The sequence below is a fragment of the Hylemonella sp. W303a genome, assembly GCF_046452315.1.
Taxonomy (GTDB): Bacteria; Pseudomonadota; Gammaproteobacteria; order Burkholderiales; family Burkholderiaceae_C; genus Hylemonella.
In genome coordinates this window covers 17,067-42,186 of sequence record NZ_JBKFDG010000010.1, presented here as the reverse complement: position 1 = coordinate 42,186, position 25,120 = coordinate 17,067, and the positions used below count along the sequence as shown (strand labels likewise).

Genomic DNA, 25,120 nt, shown 5'->3' with positions numbered 1-25,120 from the left:
AATTCCACAAGTCTCGTCCTCTCTTCTCTCTCAAAACCCTCTAGGAGTCCTATGTCTCTCTTCTCCGCCGTCGAGATGGCGCCGCGTGATCCCATCTTGGGTCTGAACGAACAGTACGCGGCCGACGCCAATCCGAACAAAGTCAATCTCGGCGTGGGCGTGTATTACGACGACAACGGCAAGCTGCCCTTGCTGCAATGCGTGCAGGCGGCGGAAAAGGCGCTGATGGACAAGCCCGCGGCGCGTGGCTACCTCCCGATCGACGGCATCGCGGCCTACGACGCAGCGGTCAAAAGCCTGGTCTTCGGCAGCGACAGTGAACCCGTCAAGAGCGGTCGCGTCGCGACCGTGCAAGGCTTGGGTGGTACTGGGGGCCTGAAGATCGGCGCGGACTTTCTGAAAAAACTCAACCCTCAAGCCAAGGTGCTGATCTCCGACCCGAGCTGGGAGAACCACCGCGCCCTGTTCACTCAAGCCGGCTTCGAAGTGGGCAGCTACCGTTACTACGACGCGGCCAAGCGTGGCATCAACTTCGAGGGGATGCTGGCCGACCTGAAAGCCGCCGCGCCGGGCACCGTGGTCGTGCTGCATGCGTGCTGCCACAACCCCACGGGTTACGACATCACGCCCGCGCAGTGGGATCAGGTGATTGCCACCGTGAAGGCAGGCCAGCTGACGCCGTTCCTGGACATGGCCTACCAGGGCTTTGGCGCGGGTCTTGCGGAAGATGGTGCTGTCATCGGCAAGTTCGTGGCGGCTGGGTTGCTCTTCTTCGTCTCGACCAGCTTCTCCAAGAGCTTCAGCCTTTATGGCGAGCGCGTCGGCGCGCTCTCAGTGCTGGCCGCGAGCAAGGAAGAAGCCGATCGCGTGCTCTCGCAACTCAAGATCATGATCCGCACCAACTACAGCAACCCGCCCACGCACGGTGGCGCGGTCGTCGCGGCGGTGCTGAACAACCCCGAACTGCGCGCGCTGTGGGAAAAGGAACTGGGCGAGATGCGCCAGCGCATCAAGCTCATGCGCCAGAAACTGGTGGACGGCCTCAAGGCCGCTGGGGTCAAGCAGGACATGAGCTTCATCACCCAGCAAGTCGGCATGTTCAGCTACTCTGGCCTGACAAAGGAGCAGATGGTGCGCCTGCGCAGCGAGTTCGGCGTCTACGGCACGGACACAGGCCGCATGTGCGTCGCCGCGCTCAACAGCAAGAATGTGGACTACGTCTGCAAGGCGATCGCGCAGGTGGTCTAAGCCTCCGAGGCCCTTTCGGGCCGGCCGACGCAAAAGCCGCCCTTGGGCGGCTTTTTTTCTGGGTTCCATCCATGCCTCAATCGGCGCGTGCATTTTGTTCGCGCAAATAGCACTCGAACTCCTGAACCGGCATGGGTCGCGCGAAGTAGTATCCCTGAGCCTCGTCGCAGCCGAACGCGCGCAGTCGCGAAAGCATTTCGTCGGTTTCGACACCCTCGGCGATGGTCGACAGGCCCAGGCTGCGGGCCATTTGAATGATGGCGCGCACGATGGCGGCGTCGTCGGCGTCCACGGCCAGATCGCGGACGAAGGATCGGTCGATCTTGAGCTTGTCGATCTCGAAGCGCTTGAGGTAGGACAGGCTGGAATAACCCGTGCCGAAATCGTCGATGGAAAAACGCACGCCCTGCTGCTTGAGGCGACGCACCGTGGCCAGCACGCCTTCGGACTCGTGAATCAGGATGGATTCGGTCAGCTCCAGCTCCAGCCATTCGGAAGGCAAGCCGGCGGCTTCGAGCACGGCCAACACCGTCTGTTCCACATCACCGCGCCGGAATTGCACGGCAGAGAGATTGACCGCCATCACGAGGGACGGCAGACCTGCCCGGCGCCAGGCGGCGGCCTGCCGGCAGGCCTCGTGCATGACCCAGGCACCCAGTGGGATGATGAGCCCGCTTTCCTCGGCCGCAGGGATGAAGCGGGCCGGCAGCACCATGCCGCGCTCGGGGTGATTCCAGCGCACCAGCGCCTCGGCACCGACCACGCGCCCGGTCGCCAATTCGATCTGCGGCTGGTAGTGCAGCACAAATTCCGAGCGCTCCAGGGCATGCCGCAGATCACTGCGCAAGGCCAGCTGCTCGACCGCCTCGACGTTCATCTGCTCATCGAAATAGCGGTAAGTATTGCGCCCCGCGTCCTTGGCGCGGTACATCGCCATGTCGGCCTTCTTCAGCAAGGTGTCGAAGTCGCGGCCATCGTCCGGATAGATGGACACGCCGATGGACACGGACGTCGATAACTCCCGGCTCTCGACGCGCACTGGCTCATGCAGGCGCTCCAGCACCTTGAGCAGCACCGGCGCCGTGTCGTCCGCGCTCGAGATGTCGGACAGCAGCACGAGGAACTCATCCCCCCCCAATCGGCTGATGGTGTCGCTGTCGCGCACACAACCGCCCAGGCGTACGGCGATCTGCTGCAGCAGGGCGTCGCCCACGCCGTGGCCCAGTGAGTCGTTGATGGTCTTGAACCCATCCAGATCGAGGAAGAGCAAGGCCAGCTTCATGTTCTCGCGGTCGGCCCGGGACTTGGCCTGCGCGAAACGGTCCTGGGCCAGCACGCGGTTGGGCAACCCAGTGAGCGTGTCGTGGTGCGCCAGGTACTCCATCTGACGCTCCGCTTTCTTGCGCCATAGGATCAGCTCGTTGAAATCATCCAGCAAAGACCCGATTTCGTCCTTGCGCTCGATGGGCAAAGGTGCGAATGGCTCACGCCCCTCGGTCATGCGCCGAATGCGGGCGCCCGCCACATCGATGGGCGCCCACTGGCGACGCAAGATTTGGTACAGCACCCATCCCACGACCACGGACAAGAGAAAAGCTGCCAGGTACACCTGCCACCGCAAGGCGGCGATGGAGGCGAACGCCTCCTGAGTCGGCACTCCGGCCACGACCAACCAGCCCGTGGTCTTCATGCGGCGACTGACCGAGAATGTCTCGATGCCCAAGGATGTAACCGACACTCCCGGACCGTCATAACCCTCCTGGAGGCGGCGATCCAGCAGCGGATTCAAGCCCTTTTCGGGCATCGGCTGCATGACACGCGACTGCTCGGTGGCGGAGACGATCAGGTTATGTTGGGGCGCCATCACGACGAAGCTACCGGATTGACCAAGCTTGATAGATTCGAGCTTGCCAAACAAATGGCTGTCCCCCGGGTACATGGCGGCGGCCAGCACCCCGACCGTGCGCCCTACAGCGTTCTTCAAGGGCTGGGTAATGAAGACGATCGGTTTTTGAGCCACCTGGCCGATTCGGGGCTCGCTGATGACGGGCTCGCCCGTACGCAGGGTCTCCAAGAAGTAGGAACTTTTGGTGATCAATCCGCCCAAACGCCCAGGCAAAGGAATTTGCTCACCCACGATGACGCCATCCGCGTTGGCAACGAACACGCCCGTCGGAAAGATGCTCAAGGGCATCCTCTTTTGCTGGAGATAAGCGGAGAGAGCCGACGGAGATGCGAGCAGAGCGGGCGTGATGCCCGATGCGATCAGGGCCATACCGTCATGACGCAGCTGGATCTTGCTGTCCAGGTCGGTGGTCACGTACTCGACGGTCGTTGTCAGCTGAGCCGACAACATCTGCTCAAGCTCGGTTTGCATGACCCCGGTCACCCGCACTGCAAGCAACCAGAGCCCAGAGACCACCAGCGGCAAAATAGTGAGCAGGAGCCGAGCCTTGAGACTCAGGTTTTTGAAGAGGTGGGCCATGGTCGCCATCCGGTTCCCATGATCTTATACGGCAGGGAGGTGGGTTTCAGCCCTGTCGCAACCCCTTACAACCGGGCCAGACCGGGCGTGACGAGCATCACGTGCCGCGACTCCAGACGACCGAACGCATGGAGATCGAGGCCATCTGGATGCCGGCATTGAAAAACTCCACTTGGTCACGCCGCGCGTCGGCGGCACCCGCCGCGTACAACAGCGGCAAGAAATGTTCATGGGTGGGTTGAGACAGGCGGGCTGAGTCGCCCAACTGCTGGAAATTGGCCAGCGCCGCCAATTCACCGACTTCGATGCGGCGGGCGATCTCCGAGTCAAAGGCGCGGGCCCAGTCGTACGCGCCACTGTCATCACTGGCGCCCCAGCGGGCAGCACGCAGGTTGTGCACGATGTTGCCGCTGCCCACGATCAGCACCCCACGCTCGCGCAAGGCAGCCAGCCGGGCACCCAAGGCGAAATGGTCCGCAGGTGAGCGGTGGTAATCCATGCTGAGTTGCACCATGGGAATGTCCGCGGCGGGAAACATGGGCTTGAGCACGCCCCAACTGCCGTGGTCAAAGCCCCAACCCTGCTCGCCCACACTGTCATCCACGCCAACGCCCCAGTCGTCGCCCAACCAGTCGGCGATGGCGCGGGCGGCGTCGGGCGCCCCGGGCGCCGGGTATTGCTGCGCGAACAGCTCCGCGGGAAAACCGCCAAAATCGTGAATGGTGCGCGGGCGCGCCTGGCCCGTGAGCCACCAGCCCTCGGACAGCCAGTGCGCCGATATGCACAGGATGAGGCGTGGGCGGGGCCAGCGTCCACCCGCTCCGAACGCCGCCCCCAAAGCTTGCCAACTGCGCCGGTAGGCGTTGTCCTCGATCACGTTCATCGGACTGCCGTGGCCAATGAAAAGTACCGGCATGGCGACATCGGTGGCGTCCAAGTTGAGGCCGGGGATGGAAATGGACATGGTGTTCAGGGTTCCCAACTGATATATTGCACCGCAGCATACCCAAAGCGCCAGTCCGGCGCAGGAGTGGTCTTTATGCTTTACCAACTCTACGAAGCTCAGCGCTCCTTGATGGAGCCTTTTGCCGACCTGGCCAATGTGATGGCCAGGAGCTTCAACAACCCCCTGCTGCCACTGGCCCATCTGCCACAAGCCCAGCGCTTGGCGGCCGGGTACGCCTTGCTGCACCGATTGGGCAAGGACTATGAAAAGCCAGAATTCGGTATCCGGACGGTGCCGGTGGACGGCGTGGACGTCGCGATCCACGAGCGGGTGGAAATGGAGCTGCCCTTCTGCCAGTTGCGCCGATTCAAGCGTTTCTCGGACGACACGGCCACACTGTCCAAGCTCAAGGGCCAGCCCGTGGTGCTGATCGTCGCCCCGCTGTCGGGACACTACGCGACGCTTCTGCGCGACACCGTGCGCACCATGCTGCGGGACCACAAGGTCTACATCACGGACTGGAAGAACGCGCGCATCGTCCCGCTGTCCGAAGGCGAGTTCCACCTGGATGACTATGTCAATTACGTCCAGGCCTTCATCCGCTACCTGCAAGATGGGTACGGCAATTGCCACGTGATGAGCGTCTGCCAGCCCACCGTGCCGGTGCTGGCGGCGGTGTCGCTGATGGCCAGCAAGCGCGAGCGTCTTCCCTTGTCCATGACCATGATGGGCGGCCCTATTGACGCGCGCAAGTCACCCACCGCCGTGAACAACCTGGCGATGACCAAGAGCTACGACTGGTTCGAGAACAATGTGATCTACCGCGTTCCCAGTAGCTTCCCCGGCGCGGGACGGCGTGTTTACCCCGGTTTTCTGCAGCACGCCGGTTTCGTGGCCATGAACCCGGAACACCACGCCAAGAGCCACTACGATTTTTTCGAACATCTGCTCAAGGGCGATGACGCCAGTGCCGAAGCCCACCGCACCTTCTACGACGAGTACAACGCCGTGCTCGACATGGACGCGGACTACTACCTCGAAACCATCCAAACCGTTTTCCAGGACTTCAAGCTGGTGAATGGGACCTGGGACGTCAAGGACGACGATGGTCAGACGCGCCGGGTGCGCCCTCAGGACATTCGGGACACCGCCCTGCTGTCGGTGGAAGGTGAGTTGGACGACATTTCGGGCTCGGGACAGACGCGGGCCGTGCATGCCCTGTGCACAAGCGTGCCCGAAGCCCGCAAGCACCACTACGAAGCCCAGGGCGCGGGGCACTACGGCATCTTCTCGGGACGACGCTGGCGAGAGAAGGTCTATCCGACCGTGCGTGAATTCATCCTCTCTCACAACGTCCAGACCAAGCCGCCGGGCAATCGGGGCGCGAAAAACACGGAAGCAAGCACGAGCTGAGTCAGGCACGCGACCCGGTCGCGGCGCTCACGTCATCTCTCGCGGCAAGGCACCGATAATCGCAGGTATGGTTGCCCCCGACGCCCCCAACCTGGCTCAGCTGATCCTCGATGCGCTGCCCCAGACTCAGTGCCAGCGCTGCGGCTACCCTGACTGCGCGGCCTATGCCCAAGCCATCGTGGACCAGGGCGCAGCCATCAACCGTTGTCCGCCGGGTGGAGCCGAGGGCGTCCGCCGGCTCGCTGCGCTCACCCACCAGCCCGTCCAGCAGCTGGACGCGGCCTGCGGCAGCGAGGGGCCGATGACGGTGGCCGTGATCGACGAAGACTGGTGCATTGGCTGCACGCTGTGCCTCAAGGTCTGTCCGACCGACGCTATCCTGGGTGGCAATAAGCACATGCACACGGTGATTGACGCGTACTGCACGGGCTGCGAACTGTGCATCCCGGTGTGCCCGGTGGATTGCATCCGCATGGAACCTGTGACACACGATGGCTCGGCCATGGCGCCCACGCCCACGGGGTGGTCGGCTTGGAGTCCCGCGCAGGCGGTGATGGCGCGCCAACGTTACGACTTTCATCAGATGCGCTTGCGGCGCGAGGCGCATGAAAACCGAGAAAGACTGGCAGCCCAGGCGCGGGCCAAACTCGCGGACCTTTCCGCGCACAGTCAGCTGACCGACCCCGTCGTGCTAGAGCGCAAACGCGCCCTGATCGAAGCCGCAATGGCGGCGGCACAACAACGTGCCCTCACGGCACAGTCGCCGAACGAGGACGATCCGCGCCACCCCGAAGGATCCCGCACAGGCTCATGATGCACCCGCTTCTGAATCCCGGCCCTGTGCTTCTAGATTGACACCATGCCCAGCACAGCGCTGTTGCTTTTCATCAGCTCGTCCTTGCTGCTGGCGCTGACGCCTGGCCCCACCATGCTGCTCACCTTGTCAAATGGCGCGACTGCTGGCATGCGCATCGCGGCGTTCGGCATGCTGGGCGCCAACGTGGGGGCGGGCCTGCTGATCACCGCGACTGGCTTGGGTCTGGGCGGCTTGCTTGCCGCCTCGGAGGCTTGGTTCAACGCACTGCGTTGGCTGGGCGTGGTGTACCTGTGCTGGATGGGCTGGCAGCTGTGGCGGACCCCGCCCCAGCCACTGAAGGACACTCTGCCCCAGTCGTCCTCAACGAGGGATACCGGGGCTGCCACCGCAATGACGCCCGACACCGGATCGGCCACTGGCTCGACTCTGACCCCACGAACCGCCTTCCTGCGCAGCTTCAACGTCGCCATTTCCAATCCCAAGACCCTGCTGTTCTTTGGCGCGTTCTTGCCACAGTTCGTCGATCCCGGCGCACCACAGGCACCGCAGTACCTTCTTCTGGGCCTGATTTTCCTGGGGCTGGACACACTGGTCATGGTGGCCTACGCCAGCGCTGGGCACCAATTCGTGCGGCTGCTGACGCGGCGAGGCCTGACACTGCTCAACCGCGCCTGTGCGGCGGGGGTGTGGGTTCTGGCCCTGGTGCTGGCGATGCACCGCAAGACTTGAGCGAGGGTCTGAGCCGCCCCGGCAGAGGCAAGCGCCACGCGCAAGCCCCGAGCCTCAGGTGGCCACCAGCTCCTTGTAAACGCCGCAGCCCACGTACAGGTCATCAACGCGCTGGACATACGACATCTTGGTCTGCACCTTGCCCGTGACGGGGTTGGTGATGTCGTACTCCACCCAGCCCGGCTCACGTTCGGCCTGGCTCACGATGGCCTGCAGCAGGCCATGACCATCCACACCCGGGATGTCCTGCACCCGCGTGCCGACCTTGGTCTGGTTGCCGCCGAAGGCCACATAGTGCCCCTCGCGGTCCAGGGCGAAGATGTACATGTCTCGGTCGTGAAAGCCTTTCCTCGGATCAGGATCGGAGGCTGTCAGCCCCCTGGGATAGGCTTCCCGCGTGACGTGCTGCCGATAGGCGACGGCGCGCCGCACCAGCGCCAAGGCTTCGTCCGCTGTTCCCTGCTGCAAGCGGAAACTCGCCACGGCCTCGGCCAGCGTCGAAGCCCGCTCGCCCAGCTTCATGGCCTGCTCAACCGCGTGCTCCACCATGGACACATTGCGCTGGGTGATCTCGTCGAGTTGCTGGATGGCGGCCGTGATCTGAGCGAGCGAACTGCTTTGGGCCACGCTGGACGCCGAGATGTCGTTCATGCGGTCAGAAACGCCACGGATGCCATCAACGATGCGCCCGATGTCGCCGCCCATCGCACGGATCTGTGCCACGCTCTCGCCCACTTGCCCCGCGGATGACAAGATGAGCGCACGGATCTCCTTGGCGGCATCGGACGAGCGCTGGGCCAGGGTTCTCACTTCGGTCGCAACCACGGCAAAACCGCGCCCAGCCTCGCCTGCGCGTGCCGCCTCCACCGCCGCATTCAAGGCCAGGATGTTGGTCTGGAAGGCGATGCCGTCAATCACACCGATGATCTCGTTCATGCGCTGAGCGCTGCCCTGACTGGCCTCCACCGTTTGGACCACGGCCGTCATTGCCTGCGCGCCGCCTTCGGCCACGCCACGCACCTCGGCCGCCTGCGCCGTGGCCTGCTGCGTGGCGACGGCATTGCCTTGGACGGAAGAGGCCACATCCTGCACGCTGCTGGCGGTCTGCTCCAGGTTGGCGGCCTGCTGCTCGGTGCGCTCGGACAACTCCCGGCTGCTGTAGGCCAGGCTTTGCCCCGCCTGAGCCACCAAGGCGGAGTTGCTGCGAATGCGCGCGACCATGGCGGAAAGGCTGTTGACCATGCCACGCACAGACCTGTCCAGGGCTGCCACCTCGTCATGTCCTTGTGCCTCGGCTTGGGCGCTGGTCACGCCACGCAGATCGCCGTGGGCGGCCTGCTCCATGAGCCGCACGACGCGCCGGATATCGGCGCTCAGGCTGAGATGGAAAGTCGCCATCAAGTAAATCACCAGCGCACCCGCGAGCAGGCTTCCTTCCCAGGCCCAAGGCGTGCCAGCGCCCAGCCAGGGCGCCAACACGGCGAGCAGCATGAAGAGCAGCAACAGCAGGAACTTGCCCAACAAGGGCAATCGTCGCATCAAGCGCACACCGGGAGAAAAAAAGAATCGCACCGATCTTGTCCTGAGAGGGATGAGCAGACGTCCGTGCGCGATGGCATGCACCTCGGCACAGCCTCCATGCGCCAACGGCTAGAACGATCGCTGATATCAGAAATACCGCCAAAGGCAGTATAGGTGGCAGCCCAGCGCAACCGCAACGGGTTTGCCCCTAAGCGATCAGGCGGTGGGCGCCTCGACAAGAGCGAGGCTCAGCGCGCACTCAGGCGAGCGCAGCCCTCACGTCTGGCGGCGCCTGCACCAGCTCGATCAACACGCCTTCACCCGCGATCGGGAAAGCGTCGTTGGCCTTGGGATGCAGGAAGCAGATGTCATGGCCCGCCGCACCCTTGCGAATGCCACCCGGCGCGAAGCGCACGCCCTGCTCCGTCAGCCATGCGTAAGCCTTGGGCAAGTCATCCACCCACAAGCCCACATGGTTGAGCGGCGTGGCGTGGACCGCGGGTTTCTGGTCGGGATCAAGTGGCTGCATCAGGTCAACCTCCACGGCGTGAGGGCCACGGCCGATGGTGCAAATGTCCTCGTCGACGTTCTCGGCCGCGCTGCGGAAGTTGCCTGTCACCGGCACGCCCAGCATGTCGACCCAGAGCGTGCGCAAGCGGGCCTTGTCCAAGCCGCCAACGGCGATTTGCTGCACACCCAGGATCTTGAAGGGGCGCTGGCTCATGGTGATTTCTCCATCAAGTCGGACAGGACAGGGTTTGGCCCAGGCGCGCGGGCAATTCGCTCGTCAAGCAAACTCGATGATGGGCTGGTCCACCGTCAGCGATTCGCCCTTGGCCGCCAACACCTTGCCCACCACGCCATCGGCGGCGGCGAACAGCACGTTCTCCATTTTCATCGCCTCGATGACGGCCACGCGCTCACCGGCCTGGACCTTCTGACCTGGCTGCACGGCCACATCGACCAACAGGCCAGGCATGGGCGACAGGACGTATTTGCTCATGTCCGGCGGCGCCTTGTGCGGCATCAGCTTGTGGAGTTCGGCCATGCGCGGCGAGATGACCAGGGTCTCGATCTGAGCACCGTTGTGCCGCAGGCGCAGGGCCAGGGGGTTCTTGGCCGTGCCGCGCTCCACCTGGGTGGTGAAGGGATGGCCGTCCACCGTGCCTGCGATGATGATGTCGTTGAGGCGGGAATTGCTGCGGATCTCGTAGTTTCGCGCACCCACCCGAACACGGGCCATGCCGGTCTCACCCACGAACTCATCCACATGCACGGGGGTGTGAACATGCCGGCCGTCGACTGCGAGGGTGATCACCACATAGTCACTGCCCGCGTTCACCGTGTAGCCCGGCAGTTGGCCGGTCAGCGTGGTGGTGCGTTCACGGGATTTGCGCCGCACGAAAGCGGCCAGTGCCACCAGGAAGTCGGGGTCTTCATGAGCCACGCTGTCCGCGTTGAAACCCTTGCCGTAATGCTGGGCGATGAAGCCGGTGTTGAAGGCCCCCGAGACGAAATCCGGATGCGCCAGCAGCGCGGCCTGGAAGGGGATATTGCTGCTGATGCCTCGCACCACGAAGCCGTTGAGCGCGGCGCGCATCTTGGCGATGGCTTCCTTGCGGTCCTTGCCGTGCACGATGAGCTTGGCGATCATCGAGTCGTAGTGCATGGGAATCTCGCCACCCTCCTGCACGCCGGTGTCCACGCGCACCCCGTTGAGCTGCTGCGTGTTGGCCTGCCACATGGTCTGCGGCGGCGGCGTGAAGCGCACCAGGCGCCCGGTGCTCGGCAGGAAGTTGCGGTAGGGGTCTTCGGCGTTGATGCGGCACTCGATGGCCCAACCATTGCGCTTGACGTCGGCCTGCGTGAGCGGCAGCTTCTCCCCGGCCGCCACGCGGATCATCAACTCCACCAGGTCCAGGCCGGTGATGCATTCCGTCACCGGGTGTTCGACCTGCAGGCGCGTGTTCATCTCCAGGAAATAAAAGCTCTGGTCCTTGCCGACCACGAACTCGACCGTGCCCGCGCTTTGGTACTTCACGGCCTTGGCCAGGGCCACGGCCTGCTCACCCATGGCCTTGCGCGTCGCGTCGCTGATGAACGGGGACGGCGCCTCTTCGATGACCTTTTGGTGGCGGCGCTGAATCGAGCACTCGCGCTCGTTCAGGTAAATGACGTTGCCCTGCGCGTCGCCCAGCACCTGGATCTCGATGTGACGCGGCTCTTCGACGAACTTCTCCATGAACACGCGGTCGTCGCCAAAGCTGTTGCGCGCCTCGTTGCGGCAGCTCGTGAAACCCTCGAAGCATTCCTTGTCGTTGTGCGCCACGCGCAAGCCCTTGCCGCCGCCACCCGCGCTGGCCTTGATCATCACGGGGTAGCCGATCTTCTGCGCGATCTTCACGGCCTCATCGGGCGATTCGATGGGCGCGTTGTGGCCGGGGATGGTGTTCACCTTCGCTTCGCCCGCCAGCTTCTTGGACGCGATCTTGTCGCCCATGGCAGCGATGCTGTAGTGCTTGGGGCCGATGAACACGAGACCTTCGTCCTCCACGCGCTTGGCGAAGTCCTCGTTCTCGGACAGGAAGCCGTAACCGGGGTGGATGGCTTGAGCGCCCGTCTGTTTCGCGGCGGCGATGATCTTGTCAGCAACCAGGTAGCTCTCGCGGCTGGGCGCGGGGCCGAGTAGCACGGCCTCGTCGGCCAGCATCACGTGCCGCGCGTCGCGGTCGGCCTCGGAGTACACGGCCACGGTGGCGATGCCCATCTTCTTCGCCGTCGCGATCACGCGACAGGCGATTTCACCTCGATTGGCAATCAGAATTTTTTTAAACATAGGCCTTCTCCATCGAGGTGCGATCGCCTGCGCACGCTACGCGTGCCATGCAATTTAGCTTCGCTGCTGCGCCGCTTTGCGGCTGGTCACCCCGATTCGCTATCAAAATTTTCTTGAACATGTTCTTGTCCTGTCTCAACGTTGTCGGGCCAGCAGCGCCTTGCGCCGGGCCGTGAAATCCCACCACGGGCGGGCGGTTCCGCCATTCATGAAGTCATGCGCCGCGAGAAAGGTGTCCAGCACGCACGGGTCATGACGTTCACCCATCGGGCCTCGCAATTGCTCATAGACTGTGACGGGGTCCATCGACCTGACCTGGGCTGGCGTCTCGATGCCGAGGCCACGCAAATCTTCCGCCATCGACCTGCCGATGTTCGGAATGTCAGTCAGCTCGCGGGCCTGTTGCGAGTTCATCGCCTTGGGCATGGGCCAACTCGCGCCAAACCTTCAGAGCGGAATGTTGCCGTGCTTGCGCCACGGGTTGTCCAGCTTCTTGTCCTTGAGCATGACCAAGGAGCGGCAGATGCGCTTGCGCGTCTCGTGTGGCTGGATCACGTCGTCGATGTAACCGCGCGCGCCGGCCACGAAGGGGTTGGCGAACTTTTCCTTGTACTCGGCTTCACGCGCCGCGAGCTTGGCCGGGTCGCTCTTTTCCTCGCGGAAGATGATCTCCACCGCGCCCTTGGCGCCCATCACCGCGATCTCGGCGTTGGGCCAGGCGAAGTTCACGTCGCCGCGCAGGTGCTTGGACGCCATCACGTCGTAGGCGCCGCCGTAGGCCTTGCGCGTTATGACGGTGATCTTGGGCACCGTGCATTCGGCGTAGGCGTAGAGCAGCTTGGCGCCGTGCTTGATGATGCCGCCGTATTCCTGGCTGGTGCCAGGCATGAAACCCGGCACATCCACGAAGGTGATCACCGGAATGTTGAAGGCGTCACAGAAGCGCACGAAGCGCGCGGCCTTGACGCTGCTCTTGATGTCCAGGCAGCCGGCCAGCACCAGCGGCTGGTTGGCGACGATGCCCACGGTCTGACCGTCCATGCGGGCGAAGCCAATCAGGATGTTCTTGGCGTACTCGGGCTGGATTTCGAAGAAGTCGCCGTCGTCGACCGTCTTGACGATCAGCTCCTTCATGTCGTAAGGCTTGTTGGGGTTGTCAGGCACCAGCGTGTCCAGGCCCAGCTCCATGCGGTCGATGGGATCACCGCTCTTGCGCACCGGCGTCTTCTCGCGGTTGTTCAGCGGCAGGTAATTGAAGAGTCGGCGCAGCATCAGCAGCGCTTCCACGTCGTTCTCGAAGGCCAGATCGGCCACGCCGCTCTTGGTCGTGTGCGTCAGCGCCCCGCCCAGCTCCTCGGCCGTGACTTCCTCGTGCGTCACGGTCTTGACCACGTCAGGGCCGGTGACGAACATGTAGCTGCTGTCCTTGACCATGAAGATGAAGTCGGTGATGGCGGGCGAATACACCGCGCCGCCAGCGCTGGGCCCCATGATCATGCTGATCTGCGGGATCACGCCGGAGGCCAGCACATTGCGCTGGAAAACCTCCGCGTACCCACCCAGGGAAGCGACGCCTTCCTGGATGCGCGCACCGCCCGAATCGTTGAGCCCAATCACGGGGGCGCCGACCTTCATGGCCTGGTCCAGGATCTTGCAGATTTTCTCGGCGTGCGTCTCCGAAAGCGAGCCGCCGAACACCGTGAAGTCCTGGCTATAGACGAAGACCAGGCGGCCGTTGATCATGCCGTAGCCGGTGACCACGCCGTCACCCGGTACCTTTTGCTCGTCCATGCCGAAGTCGACCGAACGGTGCTCAACGAACATGTCCCACTCTTCGAACGTGCCTTCGTCTAACAAGACCTCGATGCGCTCGCGCGCGGTCAACTTGCCCTTGGCGTGCTGCGCGTCGATGCGCTTCTGACCTCCGCCAAGGCGCGCGGCGGCGCGCTTCTTTTCCAGTTGTTCCAGGATATCGTGCATGGTGTCCTCAATCTGCTTTCTAGGCGCTCTTGGTTTTTTTCAACCTTCGATTGTCGTCGTTCCTTGTCCTGACGCAGTGCTGGCGGCCCGGTCCGCCCAAACCTGCAGCAGGTGCCGCGCGGCGGTCGATGCTGCCACACGTCCGGCCCGCACCTCCTCCGACAGAAGCGGCAGCAGCTGCCGGATGCGTGGATCGGCACGGAAGGCCAGCCGCAGACCGCTGTCGATGCGTTCCCTCAGCCAGGCGGCGGACTGCTGTTCGCGCCGCGCGCCCAGGGCCCCATTGCCCGTCTGCAAGGCGCGAAACCGGGTGACGGTGGCCCAAAAACGGTCCACGCCCGCGCCGGTCAAGGCACTCAGTTGCATGACCTGAGGCTGCCAGATTTTTTCGTCCGTGCCCATCGGCGGATGCACTGCCCCGCTCGCCCCGCCGATCTCGTCCTCGGGCGACAGATCGGTCCCCTGTGGCTTGGCGGCGCTTGCATGCGCCATGACACCCACCGATCGGGCGGGGTTGCCATGCTGGGTCAACAGTCGCAAGGCCGAAGTGATCTGCGCTTGCGCGCGCGTGGCCGCGGCGCTGTCCAGATCGCTTTTGTTGATGACCACCAAATCGACCAGTTCCATCACGCCGCGCTTGATGGCCTGGAGGTCATCGCCCGCATTGGGCAGCTGCAGCAAGCAGAACATATCGGTCATGCCCTGCACCGCGGTTTCGCTCTGCCCCACACCCACGGTTTCGACGATCACAACGTCATAGCCCGCCGCTTCGCAGACCAGCATGGCCTCGCGGGTCTTCTCCGCCACGCCGCCCAGAGTGCCACTGCTGGGACTGGGACGGATGTAGGCTTGTTCATGCACGGACAGTTTTTCCATGCGGGTCTTGTCGCCGAGGATGGAGCCGCCGGACAGCGAGGAGGAAGGATCGACCGCCAGCACCGCGACGCGGTGCCCGTGCTCGATGAGGTACAAGCCCAAGGCCTCGATGAAGGTGGACTTGCCCACCCCGGGCACGCCGCTGATACCGAGGCGGAACGCGCCACCCGTGTGCGGCAGCACGGCCGTCAGCAGTTCATCACCCTGGGACCGATGGTCGGCACGGGTGGATTCGAGCAAGGTGATGGCCTTGGCAATGGCACGTCGCTGCAACACCGGAGCCGCCTGGTTCAGCAAGGCACTCAACAAACTCAATTCACCCATCACCGGCGCCCTTGCAGCATCCGCCCCGCGCCTTGCGCAACCAGCCAACCTGGCTTCATTGAACGCCTTGCGCCTTCTTGATCTGTGCCAGAACGTCCCGGGCGCTGGCCGGGATCGCCGTGCCAGGTCCGTAGATGCCCTTGACGCCAGCCTGGTAGAGAAAGTCGTAATCTTGCTGCGGGATGACCCCCCCCACGAAGACGATGATGTCGTCGCCCCCTTGATGCTTCAGGGCCTCGATGATGGCTGGTACCAGGGTCTTGTGGCCGGCCGCCAGCGTGGACACACCCACGGCGTGCACATCATTTTCGATGGCCTGGCGTGCGCATTCCTCGGGGGTTTGGAACAGCGGGCCCAAGTCCACGTCAAAACCCAGGTCGGCGAAAGCGGTGGCGACCACCTTCGCGCCACGGTCGTGGCCGTCTTGGCCCAGCTTGGCGATCAGCACGCGCGGCCGTCGGCCTTGCTGCTCCGCGAATTGCGCGATGTCCTGTTTCAAGCGGTCCCAGCCTTCGGCGTCGTCATAAGCGGCAGCGTACACACCGGTCACCTTTTGCGTGTCGGCGCGATGGCGCCCAAAAACCTTCTCCAGCGCATCACTGACTTCGCCCACGGTGGCGCGCAGCCGCACGGCGCGGATGCTCAGGTCCAGCAGATTGCCCTGCCCGCTTTGGGCAGCGGCCGTCAGCGCGTCCAGGGCAGACTGAACAGCGGAGGCGTCGCGCGTGGCGCGGATCTGCTGAAGGCGAGCAATCTGCTGCTCACGCACCTTGTGGTTGTCCACCTCCAGGATGTCGATGGCTTCCTCGGAGCCCTTGGGCAGTTTGTACTTGTTGACCCCGACGATCACGTCTTGGCCCGAATCGATGCGCGCCTGTTTCTCGGCGGCGGCGGCCTCGATCTTCAACTTCGCCCAGCCCGAGTCCACCGCCTGGGTCATGCCGCCCATGGCGTCGACCTCCTCGATGATCGCCCAGGCCGCGTCGGCCATGTCCTGGGTCAGCTTCTCCATCATGTAGCTGCCGGCCCAAGGATCGACCACGCTGGTGATGTGGGTCTCTTCCTGCAAGATGAGCTGGGTGTTACGCGCGATGCGGGCGGAGAACTCCGTGGGCAGGGCGATGGCTTCGTCGAAGCTGTTGGTGTGCAGGCTTTGCGTGCCACCGAACACCGCCGCCATGGCCTCGATGGTGGTGCGCACGATGTTGTTGTACGGGTCCTGCTCGGTCAGGCTCCAGCCGCTGGTCTGGCTGTGCGTGCGCAGCATCAGGCTCTTGGGATTCTTGGCGCCGAAGCCCTTCATGATGCGCGTCCAGAGCAGGCGCGCCGCGCGCATCTTGGCGATCTCCAGGTAGAAGTTCATGCCGACCGCCCAGAAGAAGCTCAGACGCCCGGCGAAGTCGTCCACGTCCAGGCCCTTGGCCAGCGCCGTCTTGACGTACTCCTTGCCGTCGGCCAGGGTGAAGGCGAGCTCCAGCGCCTGGTTGGCGCCAGCTTCCTGCATGTGGTAGCCCGAGATCGAGATCGAGTTGAACTTCGGCATGTGCTTGGCGGTGTACTCGATGATGTCGCCGATGATGCGCATGCTCGGCGCGGGCGGGTAGATGTAGGTGTTGCGAACCATGAACTCCTTGAGGATGTCGTTCTGGATCGTCCCGGCCAGTTGGTCTTGACGCACCCCCTGTTCCTCAGCCGCCACGACATACCCCGCCAACACGGGCAGCACCGCGCCATTCATGGTCATGGACACGCTGACCTGGTCCAGCGGGATGCCATCGAACAGGACTTTCATGTCCTCCACCGAATCGATGGCGACGCCCGCCTTGCCCACGTCGCCGAAGACACGCGGGTGATCGCTGTCGTAACCGCGGTGGGTCGCCAGGTCAAAAGCCACGCTCACGCCCTGCCCCCCGGCCGCCAGGGCCTTACGGTAGAAGGCATTACTTTCTTCGGCAGTCGAAAATCCCGCGTATTGACGGATCGTCCACGGCCGCACCGCGTACATGGTGGCCTGAGGCCCGCGCAGGAAGGGCTCGAATCCCGGCAGCGTGTCCGTGTGGGGCAAGCCCTGCACGTCGCGGGCGGTGTACAAGGGCTTGACCGCGATGCCATCGGGCGTCACCCAGTTCAGGCTGTCCAATGCCTCGCCTTTCAGCGATTTCAGGGCCGCGTGCTCCCAGTCGGACAAGGCGGCGGACGAGGCGTCAGGTGGCGAGGTGGGACGGGATTCGGGACTGCGGCTCATGGTCGATGGAACGCGCGCGCCCCCAAAACTGTCCGAGCGCGGTCGCTTGTGTCTCCTCAAAGGTGCGAACGAGTTTAACCCTGGCGTCCCCCCCTTCTAGAGGGCGGCCTGTTGCCTTCAAACCACTCAAAGTGACAGGACTTTCCCTTGGAATAGACCTGTCTAAGCCGCAATTGCAGGATTTTTGCCTTATTCTGGGGGGTTAAGTCATGGCCCAGGGAGCCAGAAACGCCAGGGAACGTATTGCATTGAACGCACACCCCGACACCCAAGCGCTGGCAGAGGCCCGCGCCCAGCTACAACGCGAGATCGCCGAACGGCAGGCCGTGGAGGCGCGTTATCAGGCGCAGATGGCGCAGCTGCGCGCCGAACAGGCTCGCCTGCGTGAGTTGGCCGAAATGAGCTCGGAATGGTTCTGGGAGATGGACGAGGAACTGCGGTTCTCCAAAGTCTATGGGGGAGGGCTGTTGGTGTCGTCGTCCGCCACCGACATGCAGAGCCCGCTGGGCAAACGGCGCTGGGAACTGCCGATCACCAACGTGGCGCCCGAGAAATGGACCGAGCATCGGCAAATGCTGGAAGCTCGCCTGCCTTTCAAGGATTTTGTCTACCAGATCCAATCCCCGCTGACGGGTCAGTTGCACTGGTGCTCCATCAGCGGCAAGCCCATCTTCGAGAACGGTGTGTTCAAGGGCTACCACGGGATGGGGATCGACATCACCGAGCGCAAGCGGGTGGAAATGCGGGTCGAGTTTCTCGCTTACCACGATGCGCTGACGGGTCTGCCCAACCGGGCCTTGCTGCAGGATCGCATGCAGCAGGCGATCGCCCAGGCCGAACGCGCCCAAGACGGCTTGGCACTGGCCTTCATCGACCTGGACAACTTCAAGCGCATCAACGATTCCCTGGGCCACGCCGCGGGTGACGCCTTGCTGCGCGAGATCGCCACGCGCCTGAAGGGCTGCGTGCGTGAGAGCGACACCGTGAGCCGTCAGAGCGGTGACGAATTCATCCTCGTGCTCAGCGGCGTGGATGGGGTGCAACGCTGCATCCCCACCTTGGACAAGATCATGCGCACGCTTCAGGAGCCCATGCATTTCGAAGGCAAGGAGATCAGCGCCTCCGCGTCCATCGGCGTGGCGTTCTACCCGCAAGACGGTACGACCTTCGACGAGCTGCGCAAGAAGGCCGATCTGGCCATGTACCGCAGCAAGGACACGGGACGCAACGCCTACTACTTCTACGACGAGGCGATGAACACCGACGCGGAGGAGCACCTGCTGCTGCGCAACGGACTTCGGCTCGCGATCGAACGCGGCGAATTGGTCTTGCACTACCAACCGCAAATGGACATCCGCAGCGGCCGCATGGTCGGCGTGGAGGCCCTGCTGCGCTGGCAATCACCGACTTTCGGATTGGTCGAGCCAGGGCGCTTCATCCCGGTGGCGGAGGACAGCGGCCTGATCGTTCCGATTGGGGCCTGGGTGCTGGAGCAGGCATGCCGCCAAGCCCGCGCCTGGCAGGACGATGGCCTGCCAGCGCTGACCGTCGCGGTCAACCTTTCGGCGGTGCAGTTCCGCCGTGACGACGTGGAAGCCACCGTGGATCAGGCATTGGAGCGCAGTGGCCTGCCCCCGCATTGCCTGGAACTGGAGCTCACGGAATCCATCCTGCTGCAGGACGTTGAACAGGTGTTGGCCCTGGTGCAGCGGCTGCGCCAGCGCGGCATGCATTTCTCCATCGACGATTTCGGCACGGGTTACTCCAGCCTCGCCTACCTCAAGCGCTTGGACATCGACAAGCTCAAGATCGACCGCAGCTTCGTGCACGACCTGGACCAAACGGCGGATGCCGCCGCCATCGTTGAGGCCATTGTCGAGATGGCGCACAAGCTGGGTCTGCGCACGATCGCGGAAGGGGTGGAGTCACCCGAACTGCTCGATCGACTGCGCGACATTGGTTGCGACGAAGCCCAAGGTTATCTGCATGCCCGGCCCATGCCGGCACATGACTTCGCGCGCTACCTGCACGCCCATTTCCACAACAGCGCCAGGGCAGCCCAGCCCGCCTGAGTTCCGCGCAGCACAGCAGCCGCTGTAGCCCGCGTGGCAGGTGCCTCCCTTCTCCACACCAGAGCGGTGCACCGTAGTCGCACGCTATCATCGCGGGCTTCCCATCCTAGGGCACCCCGCGCATCCCGCAGCGCTCGAGGACCGCTTTAGCAACGCATGCTGAACGCATGCCCAACTCATGCCTGGGAAAAGACAGACACCACGTCGCATCCACCCAGACTCTTGCTCGCTCTCGTTCATGACGCAACTCCTTGACGTCGCTTCGGCGGCCACACCCATCGACTCGATTCAAACCCTGCCTGAGTTACTGGCATGGCGCGCCACGCAAAGCCCAGAGCGCGAGGCCTACCGGGAATTCGACGCGAACACACAGCAATGGCGCAGCCTCAACTGGGCCCAAACCGTGAAGCAAGTGCGGGCCTGGCAAGGCGCTTTGGCCGCCAGCGGTGTCAAATCCGGCCAGAGGGTCGCGATCCTGCTGGCCAATGGCTTTCATGCCATGCGCATCGACCAAGCCACGCTGGCCCAAGGCGCGGTGCCCGTGCCGCTGCACGCCATCGACAACCCCGGCAGCATCGCCTACATCCTCTCCGACTGCGAAGCCAGCCTCTTGATGCTGAGCCACGCAGCGCAGTGGGAGCAGATCCAAGCCGCGGCGGTGCAGACTGGCATCGCGCTGACATCGCTGCGCACGGTCGTTTTCAGCGAGGCGTCGACCCAGGAACTGGACACCCTGGCCGCGACGGCAGCGAAGCACTCCGCACCGCCCCGTCTCATGACGCTGCGCGACTGGCTGATCACTGACACGAAGGACGCCAACCACGAGACCGCGGCCCTTGGCAACCCCTCGCCAGGAGCTGAAGACTTGGCCGCGATCGTCTACACCTCAGGCACAACGGGCAAACCCAAAGGCGTGATGCTCACGCACCGCAACGTGCTGGCGAACGTGAAGGCCCTTTACCCCTTCGTGACGCCCTTGCCCGACGATGTCTTCCTGTCTTTTTTGCCCCTGTCGCATACCTTCGAGCGCACGACGGGGTACTACCTACCGATCGCCTCGGGCTCGGCGGTCGTTTACGCACGCTCGGTGCAGCAATTGGCCGAAGACATGAAGCTCGTGCGGCCCACGGTGCTGATTTCGGTACCGCGCATCTACGAGCGCGTGCACGCCCGGCTACAAGAGGTGCTGTCCAAGTCGGCCTTCAAGCAGCGCTTGTTCGAGGCAGCGCAAGCCAAGGGCTGGCAACGATTTCGCGCTCGGCATGACCTGAAAGTCAGCGCCGAGGAAGACGCAGTTCACGCCGCGAAGGCGGGTTGGCTGCGCCTGCTGCCCTGGGCCTTGCTGCGCAAGCTCGTTGCTCAGCCGCTGATGGCGCAGTTTGGCGGGCGCATCCGCATCGCGGTGAGCGGCGGGGCCCCCTTGGCGCAGACTCAGGCGCGCTGCTTCCTCGGTCTGGGCTTGCCCTTACTGCAGGGCTACGGCATGACGGAAACCTCGCCCGTGGTCGCGGCCAATCGTCCCGATGACAACGATCCGGCCACGGTGGGCCGCGCCCTCCCGGGCGTGCAAGTGCGCATCGCCGCCAACCGAGAGTTGCAGGTGCGCGGTGCCTCGGTGATGCGAGGCTACTGGAATCGACCCGAGGACACCGCGCGCGTGCTCGATGCCGAGGGCTGGCTTTCGACCGGGGACCAAGCCGAGATTGACGCGCGAGGCCGCATCCGCATCCTGGGTCGCATCAAGGAAATCATCGTCACATCCACCGGGGAGAAAGTGCCGCCCGGCGACTTGGAGCAAGCCATCCTGGCCGCCCCCTTGTTCGAGCAGGTGTTCGTGGTCGGTGAACAACGGCCCTTCATCGCCGCCGTGGCCGTCGTGCAAGCCGACGAATGGACCAAGCTCGCCAACAAGCTGGGTGTGGACCCCAAGGACGACAACAACCTGGCTCACCCGGAGGCGATCGCCATGGCGCTCAAGCAGATGGAACGCGTAACGGGCAGCTTTGCGCGTTATGCCGTGCCGAGAGCCGTCACGCTCACACGGGAACCCTGGAACATCGAGAATGGGCTGATGACGCCGACGCTCAAACTCAAGCGCAACAATCTGATGGTCCGCTTTGAATCGGCCATCGAGGCGATGTACCGCAAGCGCTGATGCTGCTGGCGCGGAGAACCCGTGCCGCGCCAGCCAAGGCCGACGCGCAAAAAACCTCGGCCACCTTCCTGTCCCCGCGAACTACTTGTGTTCTCGGGTGTAGACACCGTCCCAATCGGCCGCAGGGGGTTCTTGTTGGTAGTCTAGGCAACGCGTGACCAGTTGCTCAACGGCCAAATCCGCAGTGCCCCGCACCTCTTCTGACTCCTTGAATTTGGCGACGGCCGCGCCCCATTGGCGTGCAAGGTAAAGATCCAGACCTTCGCCATACAGGCGAGCCGCAGCCTGACGCTTGCGAATCTCGCTGCCCAACTCCGCATGCTCCAGCTCGGACCATTCGGCGATGGGCTCGTACAGGACCACGGGTTCGCTCTTTCCCTTGACACGTACCAGATCGAGCTTGCGCGAGAAAACGTGGTCCTTGACCTCCGCGTACACCGCGTCGGAAATCAGCAACGACACCCCATAGTCCTTCCCCGCAGCTTCGAGCCGTGCGGCCAGGTTCACGGTGTCTCCCATCATGGTGTAGGACGCCAGCGCATCCGTGCCCATGAAACCCACTTTGGCCAAGCCGACGTTGAGGCCAATGCGGATGCGCATCTCGTGCACCTCGGGCATGTAGCGGTTCTCACGCTTCCAGAGTTGGCGTAGCTCCTCCAGCTTGCGCAACATCTTGAGGGAGGCGCGCACGGCCTTGAGGCTGTGGTCCTCGACCGGCACCGGCGCGTTGAAGATGCCCACGATGGCGTCGCCGATGTACTTGTCCAGCACCCCCTCATGTTCCTTGAGGATGAGCGTCATGGCCGATAGGTACTCGTTGAGCAGGTTGGCCAGTTCGACGGAGCTGAGTTTTTCGCTGATGCCCGAGAAACCCGCCACGTCGGAGAAGAACGCCGTGACCCGAAGTTCCGAACCGCGCTTGAGCGCCGCCATATCCTTCATGGCCTCACCCACCACCACGGGATCGATCATGTTGCCCAGGATGCCCTTGATCTTCTCGCGCTCACGCAAGCCACCAACCATTCGGTTCAAGGCCCGCGACAGACTGCCGAATTCATCCGCGCCCTTGGTGGGAAACGCCACGTCCAGATCGCCCTGCCCCACCTTCTCTGCGTTTCGGATCAGGCGCTTTATCTTGCGCACAGCGATGTAGGAGATGGCCACCGCCAGCACGACGGCGGCGCCGAAGATCAACAGGGCCATTTCAACGGCCTTGTCACGGTTGCTTTGAATGGCACGCAGACCATCCGTGCGGTCAACGATGGTTCGGGTCATGCCCGCGAAGTTCTGCGCCAGAACGAACTGCGGCAGATCACCACGCCCGGAGTCGGAGAACAAGGGCGTGGTGTCCAGCTTCCAAAGCACCTCTTCGGCCTCGGTCCGGCTGTTGCCGATCAGGCCATCGGAGAACAAGGTCTTGAGCAAGGGCGTGGGGGTCTCGCTTTGACCAGAGTAGATCCAATCGCGCAAGGCCTTCCAGCGCCTAAGCGACGTGGCCCGATCCTCGGACGATCGCACCGAGCGCTGGTAGTCGGCCCCATCGGTGCGGAAGCGAACCAGCAGCTGATCCTCCAGCGCAGAGTCACGCAGGTAACCGAGCGCCTCGACGGACAGGCGCTCGTCCTCGGACGGCGGATACCGCTTCAAGTAGCTCTCATACAGGGCGTTGCGCTGCTGCACCAGCTTGGCGTAGCGCTCGTACTGCGCCCGAAACGCCGCATCTTCGTGAGGCGGGGTTGGCGGGTTGGTTTCGCGCAAGGTTTTCAAGCGCGCGCGCAGCACCGGCGCAATCTTGGCGAGTTGGTCCAAGATGGGTTTCTCTTCTTCCGCATACGCGGCCCAGACCCAAGGCTGAATCTCCTCGCCCTGCGGGCTCACCCGCACCTTCAGCGCGGGGCGCTTCTCCTCGAGCAGGCGCGCCCTTTCGGTGGATGCGGGGTGCTCGAAATAGGGCGAGTAAAGCGCCTGCAATTCCAAGCCATTTATTCGAGCCGCCACCGGTGCCAGGTCACGCAGAACGCCGTTTTGCTGGATGGAGACAAAGGCGCGCAGCAGGCTTTCCTCCAAGGACTCATCGACATCCAGCTGATTGAGGGCGGAAGACGGGTCGAAGATGCGGGTGTCGACAGCGGCCTCGGGCGTGAGACCTGGCCGCAGCCCCAGGGCGGAGAAGGTCTGGATGCGGAACCGTCCGGTATCGAGCCCGAACTCCTGAATCTTGCGCTTACGTGCTTCAAGCAGGTGAGCGATTACGCTGGAGTCGAGTTCACTACGCAACTTGCGAGCCTGAATCGACTGCTTGCGAAAGCGTTCTTCAGCGGCTTGGGTTTCGGCAGCGGCCTTCATGCGCGACGGGTCACCCTCGGGCTTCTGCTCAGCGACCGCAGATTCACGCTGCTGTCGCTCCGCGAGACGTTCTTTGAGTCCGTCAAGCTCGCGATTCGCCAACACGAGTTTCTTGGCTTGCGCCTGCAGCGCGGCAAAGGCCCGGTCCGAGATCGCGCCGCCACTTTGCTGCAGCAACAGCAAGACATTTTTCTCCAGCACCTGCGTGTCGTTGCTGGACAGGTAAGTGGAAAAATAGTTGTCGCTGGTCTTGGTCTGCTTTTCCTCGATCTTCTCCGTGCCGGCCAATCCAAACCAGTTGCTCTTGATGCCAAGAAAGGACGTCTCCTTCTTCTTTTCCGTCACGGTCACGGTCGTGGTGACAGTCTGGTACTTCTTCAGCGCCTGGGTCTGCTCTCCCACGCGCAGCCGGAACTCCTCCACCCGGATCAAACTCTGAGAGATGTTGTCGAGTTCCAGAACCAGTGACGAGATGTAGTTGCGCGAAATGGCGGCTTCGCGCTCGTAGCTCTCGCGCAGGATTTCAGTCTGCTGGTAGACATAACTGGTCGACAGGATGACGATGGTCCCTGCTATCAGGCTCCCAGTGAACACCGCCAGTCTGAACTGAATGCCGTTGAGAACTCGCCATATCCAGCGCAATGCAGACATCACGCCGCGCCCCAAGACCCGCGGCCCTTGGGCAACCCAACGCCAAGCGCCCGGAGCGTCGTGCCCTTGAATGACCACGCCGATCGACGGGTCGGCGACCGCGCCTTGGGGTCTCGCAGTGGCCACTGAGGACTCCACCTCGACGCTAGGCCTTTGCGCAAGGGAACTGCGACGGCGACCACGCCCAGTGACTCGTGCGATGACATCGATGCGTGCCCTCAGCCAGGACTTGAATGATGTTTTTGGCGCCATGGCGTGTGCGGACTTGTTTTTTTGAGAAACTCGGTCGAGTTCTCGGATTCAAAACCGAGCATTCTTGTGCAGATCATCCGCACTGACAAGTCCGGCCTGTGAACAATTACCGGTGTCGAGCGTTTGAACTGTGTCCGCCTCGCATGCGTCGTGGTGACGGCTCCACAAGACGATTGCGTGTCACTGTGTCACTCGCCTGCGCGCTCGCTGTGACTGGACGTATC

Annotated in this window: 16 protein-coding genes; 6 read left to right on the top strand and 10 right to left on the bottom strand. The window is 63.4% G+C overall.

The window, feature by feature from the left end; genetic code table 11:
• Nucleotides 1-51: 51 nt before the first annotated feature.
• Complete coding sequence (locus ACLBKS_RS15895; protein WP_410193783.1) at nt 52-1,248, top strand: amino acid aminotransferase; 1,197 nt, start codon at nt 52-54, stop codon at nt 1,246-1,248.
• A 76-nt stretch (nt 1,249-1,324) separates the two neighbouring features.
• Here the strand turns inward: ACLBKS_RS15895 and ACLBKS_RS15890 are convergent, their stop codons facing one another.
• Nucleotides 1,325-3,733 (bottom strand): EAL domain-containing protein, encoded by a 2,409-nt coding sequence (locus ACLBKS_RS15890; RefSeq protein ID WP_410193782.1) that lies wholly within the window; start codon nt 3,731-3,733, stop codon nt 1,325-1,327.
• Nucleotides 3,734-3,830: 97 nt separating this feature from the next.
• On the bottom strand, nt 3,831-4,697 hold the full coding sequence (ygiD, locus tag ACLBKS_RS15885) for a 4,5-DOPA dioxygenase extradiol (protein ID WP_410193781.1): 867 nt from the start codon (nt 4,695-4,697) through the stop codon (nt 3,831-3,833).
• A gap of 75 nt (nt 4,698-4,772) precedes the next feature.
• Between ygiD and ACLBKS_RS15880 the strand changes: the two genes are divergently transcribed.
• The 3 genes from ACLBKS_RS15880 (at nt 4,773) to ACLBKS_RS15870 (ending at nt 7,638) form a co-directional block, all read left to right on the top strand.
• A complete protein-coding gene (locus ACLBKS_RS15880; protein WP_410193780.1) occupies nt 4,773-6,092 on the top strand; it encodes a polyhydroxyalkanoate depolymerase in 1,320 nt (439 codons plus the stop codon).
• Between the two features lie 67 nt (nt 6,093-6,159).
• Nucleotides 6,160-6,906, top strand: a complete 747-nt coding sequence (locus ACLBKS_RS15875) for an RnfABCDGE type electron transport complex subunit B (RefSeq protein ID WP_410193779.1) — start codon at nt 6,160-6,162, stop codon at nt 6,904-6,906.
• A 45-nt stretch (nt 6,907-6,951) separates the two neighbouring features.
• Nucleotides 6,952-7,638 (top strand): LysE family translocator, encoded by a 687-nt coding sequence (locus ACLBKS_RS15870; protein ID WP_410193778.1) that lies wholly within the window; start codon nt 6,952-6,954, stop codon nt 7,636-7,638.
• 54 nt (nt 7,639-7,692) lie between these two features.
• Here the strand turns inward: ACLBKS_RS15870 and ACLBKS_RS15865 are convergent, their stop codons facing one another.
• The 7 genes from ACLBKS_RS15865 to scpA all read right to left on the bottom strand — a co-directional run bounded on the left by ACLBKS_RS15865 (nt 7,693) and on the right by scpA (nt 17,420).
• A complete protein-coding gene (locus ACLBKS_RS15865; RefSeq protein WP_410193777.1) occupies nt 7,693-9,177 on the bottom strand; it encodes a methyl-accepting chemotaxis protein in 1,485 nt (494 codons plus the stop codon).
• Nucleotides 9,178-9,418: 241 nt separating this feature from the next.
• Nucleotides 9,419-9,883, bottom strand: coding sequence for a VOC family protein (locus ACLBKS_RS15860; RefSeq protein ID WP_410193776.1), 465 nt, complete (start codon nt 9,881-9,883; stop codon nt 9,419-9,421).
• Between the two features lie 63 nt (nt 9,884-9,946).
• Entirely contained in the window at nt 9,947-11,995 is a 2,049-nt protein-coding gene (locus ACLBKS_RS15855; RefSeq protein WP_410193775.1) for an acetyl-CoA carboxylase biotin carboxylase subunit, read from the bottom strand.
• Nucleotides 11,996-12,130: 135 nt separating this feature from the next.
• A complete protein-coding gene (locus tag ACLBKS_RS15850) occupies nt 12,131-12,421 on the bottom strand; it encodes a helix-hairpin-helix domain-containing protein (RefSeq protein ID WP_410193774.1) in 291 nt (96 codons plus the stop codon).
• Nucleotides 12,422-12,442: 21 nt separating this feature from the next.
• On the bottom strand, nt 12,443-13,975 hold the full coding sequence (locus tag ACLBKS_RS15845) for an acyl-CoA carboxylase subunit beta (protein ID WP_410193773.1): 1,533 nt from the start codon (nt 13,973-13,975) through the stop codon (nt 12,443-12,445).
• A 39-nt stretch (nt 13,976-14,014) separates the two neighbouring features.
• Nucleotides 14,015-15,175 carry a methylmalonyl Co-A mutase-associated GTPase MeaB gene (gene meaB, locus ACLBKS_RS15840; RefSeq protein ID WP_410193772.1) on the bottom strand — a complete coding sequence of 387 codons (1,161 nt, stop codon included), beginning with the start codon at nt 15,173-15,175 and terminating at the stop codon, nt 14,015-14,017.
• Between the two features lie 55 nt (nt 15,176-15,230).
• A complete protein-coding gene (scpA, locus tag ACLBKS_RS15835) occupies nt 15,231-17,420 on the bottom strand; it encodes a methylmalonyl-CoA mutase (protein ID WP_410193771.1) in 2,190 nt (729 codons plus the stop codon).
• A 248-nt stretch (nt 17,421-17,668) separates the two neighbouring features.
• Here scpA and ACLBKS_RS15830 point away from each other — a divergent pair, with 248 nt between their 5' ends.
• Together ACLBKS_RS15830 and ACLBKS_RS15825 are read left to right on the top strand one after the other, a co-directional pair.
• Entirely contained in the window at nt 17,669-19,492 is a 1,824-nt protein-coding gene (locus tag ACLBKS_RS15830) for a putative bifunctional diguanylate cyclase/phosphodiesterase (RefSeq protein ID WP_410193770.1), read from the top strand.
• A gap of 238 nt (nt 19,493-19,730) precedes the next feature.
• Nucleotides 19,731-21,647, top strand: a complete 1,917-nt coding sequence (locus ACLBKS_RS15825) for an AMP-dependent synthetase/ligase (RefSeq protein ID WP_410193769.1) — start codon at nt 19,731-19,733, stop codon at nt 21,645-21,647.
• A gap of 81 nt (nt 21,648-21,728) precedes the next feature.
• Here ACLBKS_RS15825 and ACLBKS_RS15820 read toward each other — a convergent pair whose 3' ends face one another.
• Nucleotides 21,729-24,770 carry an adenylate/guanylate cyclase domain-containing protein gene (locus ACLBKS_RS15820; RefSeq protein ID WP_410193768.1) on the bottom strand — a complete coding sequence of 1,014 codons (3,042 nt, stop codon included), beginning with the start codon at nt 24,768-24,770 and terminating at the stop codon, nt 21,729-21,731.
• Nucleotides 24,771-25,120: the final 350 nt, after the last annotated feature.

What these genes read in the sequence shown, in the direction of transcription:
- ACLBKS_RS15845 (WP_410193773.1), bottom strand. Translation starts at nt 13,975, where the DNA reads ATGCACGATATCCTGGAACAACTGGAAAAGAAGCGCGCCGCCGCGCGC.
- ACLBKS_RS15855 (WP_410193775.1), bottom strand. Translation starts at nt 11,995, where the DNA reads ATGTTTAAAAAAATTCTGATTGCCAATCGAGGTGAAATCGCCTGTCGC.
- ygiD (WP_410193781.1), bottom strand. Translation starts at nt 4,697, where the DNA reads ATGTCCATTTCCATCCCCGGCCTCAACTTGGACGCCACCGATGTCGCC.
- ACLBKS_RS15895 (WP_410193783.1), top strand. Translation starts at nt 52, where the DNA reads ATGTCTCTCTTCTCCGCCGTCGAGATGGCGCCGCGTGATCCCATCTTG.
- ACLBKS_RS15890 (WP_410193782.1), bottom strand. Translation starts at nt 3,733, where the DNA reads ATGGCCCACCTCTTCAAAAACCTGAGTCTCAAGGCTCGGCTCCTGCTC.
- ACLBKS_RS15860 (WP_410193776.1), bottom strand. Translation starts at nt 9,883, where the DNA reads ATGAGCCAGCGCCCCTTCAAGATCCTGGGTGTGCAGCAAATCGCCGTT.
- ACLBKS_RS15870 (WP_410193778.1), top strand. Translation starts at nt 6,952, where the DNA reads ATGCCCAGCACAGCGCTGTTGCTTTTCATCAGCTCGTCCTTGCTGCTG.
- ACLBKS_RS15880 (WP_410193780.1), top strand. Translation starts at nt 4,773, where the DNA reads ATGCTTTACCAACTCTACGAAGCTCAGCGCTCCTTGATGGAGCCTTTT.
- scpA (WP_410193771.1), bottom strand. Translation starts at nt 17,420, where the DNA reads ATGAGCCGCAGTCCCGAATCCCGTCCCACCTCGCCACCTGACGCCTCG.
- ACLBKS_RS15850 (WP_410193774.1), bottom strand. Translation starts at nt 12,421, where the DNA reads ATGCCCAAGGCGATGAACTCGCAACAGGCCCGCGAGCTGACTGACATT.
- ACLBKS_RS15865 (WP_410193777.1), bottom strand. Translation starts at nt 9,177, where the DNA reads ATGCGACGATTGCCCTTGTTGGGCAAGTTCCTGCTGTTGCTGCTCTTC.
- ACLBKS_RS15875 (WP_410193779.1), top strand. Translation starts at nt 6,160, where the DNA reads ATGGTTGCCCCCGACGCCCCCAACCTGGCTCAGCTGATCCTCGATGCG.
- ACLBKS_RS15825 (WP_410193769.1), top strand. Translation starts at nt 19,731, where the DNA reads ATGACGCAACTCCTTGACGTCGCTTCGGCGGCCACACCCATCGACTCG.
- meaB (WP_410193772.1), bottom strand. Translation starts at nt 15,175, where the DNA reads ATGGGTGAATTGAGTTTGTTGAGTGCCTTGCTGAACCAGGCGGCTCCG.